The organism is Streptomyces sp. YIM 98790, from assembly GCF_011421595.1.
GTDB lineage: Bacteria > Actinomycetota > Actinomycetes > Streptomycetales > Streptomycetaceae > Streptomyces.
In genome coordinates this window covers 1-3,085 of sequence record NZ_WTLH01000339.1, presented here as the reverse complement: position 1 = coordinate 3,085, position 3,085 = coordinate 1, and the positions used below count along the sequence as shown (strand labels likewise).

3 protein-coding genes are annotated in these 3,085 nt (G+C 76.9%); all 3 read left to right on the top strand.

The window, feature by feature from the left end:
- The first annotated feature begins 314 nt into the window (after positions 1-314).
- Positions 315-824 carry a DUF6912 family protein gene (locus GQS09_RS27750; RefSeq protein ID WP_165990276.1) on the top strand — a complete coding sequence of 170 codons (510 nt, stop codon included), beginning with the start codon at positions 315-317 and terminating at the stop codon, positions 822-824.
- 87 nt (positions 825-911) lie between these two features.
- A complete protein-coding gene (locus GQS09_RS27745; RefSeq protein WP_165990275.1) occupies positions 912-2,129 on the top strand; it encodes an NAD(P)/FAD-dependent oxidoreductase in 1,218 nt (405 codons plus the stop codon).
- A 164-nt stretch (positions 2,130-2,293) separates the two neighbouring features.
- Complete coding sequence (locus tag GQS09_RS27740) at positions 2,294-3,067, top strand: HAD family hydrolase (protein WP_165990274.1); 774 nt, start codon at positions 2,294-2,296, stop codon at positions 3,065-3,067.
- Positions 3,068-3,085: the final 18 nt, after the last annotated feature.

The following is a 3,085-nucleotide window of genomic DNA, read 5'->3' as shown; positions in this document are numbered from 1 at the left end:
GGGGCCGGTGCCGGTGCCGGGGGACGGGAGCCGCCGGGCCGCCGGCTGTCGCGCCGTCCCGGCGGCCCGCTGGTGCGTGCGGGACGGCCGGTGCGGCGCTCGCTGATCCTCAAGACAGACCCCTCCCCTCGGCGGGCCCGTGACCCGGAGCCCTACTGATCAGTAACAATGCGGAGTGTATGCAGTGGACTACCCACCGGCAAGGAAAGTCCCCCTTCCGGGTGGGGCCCGCCGGGACCGCTGACGCCCGGGGCCCCGGCCGCGGGCGGGCGGTACGGGGCGGCCGGGGACCGGAAGGCCGTATTGTGACCCCCATGCGCGTCTACGTCCCGCTCACCCTTCCGGCGCTGGCCACGCTGCACAGCGCCGGAGAAGTCGGTCCGGCGCCGCTGACGGCCTACGCCGTCACCCCCGGGCTGCGCGAGTGGTACCTCTCCGGCAGCGAGGAGGAGCTGGAGTACGCGGCCATGGGCCGCGCCGCGCAGGCATCGCTCCGGCTGATCGCCGCCGACCTGGAGATTCCCCCGCGCCGGGTGGTGGTCGCCGCCGACGTCGCGGACGGCGCGGCGGTCCCCACCGCCGATCCCGGGCTCGGCCTGGACGCGGTCACCCTGGGCGAGGTCCGGCTCGCCGGGACGATCCCGCTGGCCGCATGCGCCTCGGTGCACGTGGACGGCGCGGATGCCGAGCCCGACATCACGGCCGCCGCCGAGGCCCTGCCCGCCGCCGAGGCCGGTGACGAGGACGCCCGCTTCGTGGTGGACGGCGCCGCCGACCACGAGCTGCTCTGGTACGCCGTCCAGGAGCTGGACACCCTGCTGTAGCGCCGTCCGCCTTGCCGTTCCGGCAACTTTCCTTGGCGTTCTCTGCCATGGGCGCGCACGGTGGCCACCGGAATGGAGGTGGCACCCATGAACGGACAACTGGCGGACAGCCAGAACGGGGCGGACAGCCGCCACGACGTGGCGGTGATCGGCGGCGGCCCCGCCGGGCTGAGCGGAGCCCTGGTCCTGGGGCGGGCCCGGCGCTCGGTCCTGGTGGTGGACGACGGACAGCCGCGCAACGCCCCGGCCGAGGGCGTGCACGGCTACCTGGGCCACGAGGGCACGCCCCCGGCCGAGCTGCTGGCCACCGGCCGCGCCGAGGCCGGCCGCTACGGAGCCCGGTTCCGCACCGGGACCGTGACCGACGCCGTCCGCGAGGACCCGCACGGCTTCCGGCTCACCCTGGCCGACGGCGGCACGGTGCGCGCCCGCCGGCTGCTGGTGACCTCCGGCCTGACCGACGAGCTGCCCGACGTGCCGGGCCTCGCCGGGCTGTGGGGCCGGGACGTGCTGCACTGCCCCTACTGCCACGGCTGGGAGGTGCGCGGGCAGCCGATCGGCATTCTGGGCACCGGCCCCCTGGCCGTGCACCAGGCCCTGATGTGGCGGCAGTGGAGCGAGCGCGTCACCCTCTTCCTGCACACCGGCCCAGAGCCGGACGACGAGCAGGGGGAGCAGCTGGCGGCGCGCGGCATCACCGTGGCCGCGGGAGAGGTGACCGGGGTGGACACGGACGGCGACGGGCGGCTCTCCGGGGTCCGGCTCGCCTCCCCGGCACCGGACGGGTCCGGCGGGCGGCAGGAAACCGCGGTGCTGCCCTGCCGGGCACTGGCCGTGGCCACCGGCCTGACCGCCCGGGCCGGCTTCCTGGCGTCCCTGGGCCTGGTCCCCCAGCCCCAGGAGGTGAACGGCACGGTCATCGGCAGCCGCATCCCCGCCGACGCCACCGGGCTGACCGAGGTGCCGGGGGTCTGGGCGGCGGGCAATGCCGCCCAGGTGACCGAGCAGGTGATCGGCGCCGCCGCGGCCGGGGTGCGGGCCGCCGCGGCCATCAACGCCGACCTGACCGCCGAGGAGACCCGGCTGGCCGTGGCCGAGTGGCGGGCCGGCCGCCGNGCCACCGGGCTGACCGAGGTGCCGGGGGTCTGGGCGGCGGGCAATGCCGCCCAGGTGACCGAGCAGGTGATCGGCGCCGCCGCGGCCGGGGTGCGGGCCGCCGCGGCCATCAACGCCGACCTGACCGCCGAGGAGACCCGGCTGGCCGTGGCCGAGTGGCGGGCCGGCCGCCGCCTGCCCGTGCCCTGAGCCGGGGCACGCACCTCCCGCACCCGTGCCCCGGCCGCCGTGCGGGCGGCCGGGGCACGGGTGCGGAGGGGGACCGGACCCGGAAGGCACCGGAGAGGCACCGGAGAGGCACCGGAGAGGAAAAGGAGTGGGCCGCTGTCAGAGGGTGCCCTTACCGTCGGGGAATGGATTCCGGAACGACCCCGCGGACCCCGTCCCCCGGCTCCCCTCCCTCCCGTCCCTCCCGTCCCTCCCGTCCCTCCCGCGCCTCCGGCGACTCCGGCCCGGCCTCCGGGCACCGCCGCCGGGCGCACATCGTCTGGGACTGGAACGGCACCCTGCTGCACGACATCGACGTCGTGCTGGAGGCGACCAACGCCTGCTTCGCCGAGCTGGAGCTGCCGCGGCTGACGCTGGAGCAGTACCGGGAGATGTTCTGCGTGCCGATTCCGGTGTTCTACGAGCGGGTCCTGGGCCGGCGCCCCGCCGATGAGGAGTACGCGCGGATGGACGCCGCGTTCCACCGCCACTACTTCGCCCGGGCGGAGCGGGCCGGCCTGGCCGAGGGCGCCGCCGAGCTGCTGGTCTCCTGGGGGGACTCGGGCGGCACCCACTCGCTGTGCTCCCTCGCCCCCCACGAGCGGCTGCGTTCCTGGGTGAGTGAACTCGGCATCGGCGGGCACTTCGTACGGGTGGACGGCGACGCCGGGCACGGGCCGCGGCTGGGCAAGGCCCGGCAGATGGCCCGCCATGTGGCGGCCCTGGCCGGGGTGGACCGGCAGCGCACCGTGGTCATCGGCGATGCCACCGACGACGCGCTGGCCGCCGCGCACGCGGGCGTCCGGGCCGTGCTCTACACCGGCGGCTCGCACAGCCGCCGCTCCCTGGAGGCGGCCGGGGTGCCGGTGGTGGACTCGCTCGCCGAAGCGGTGGGCGTGGCCGCCGAGCTGGCGGGCTGAGCGGCCCGCGCCGCCGGC

Coding starts and splice junctions, on each gene's coding strand:
- GQS09_RS27750 (WP_165990276.1), top strand. CDS start 315: ATGCGCGTCTACGTCCCGCTCACCCTTCCGGCGCTGGCCACGCTGCAC.
- GQS09_RS27740 (WP_165990274.1), top strand. CDS start 2,294: ATGGATTCCGGAACGACCCCGCGGACCCCGTCCCCCGGCTCCCCTCCC.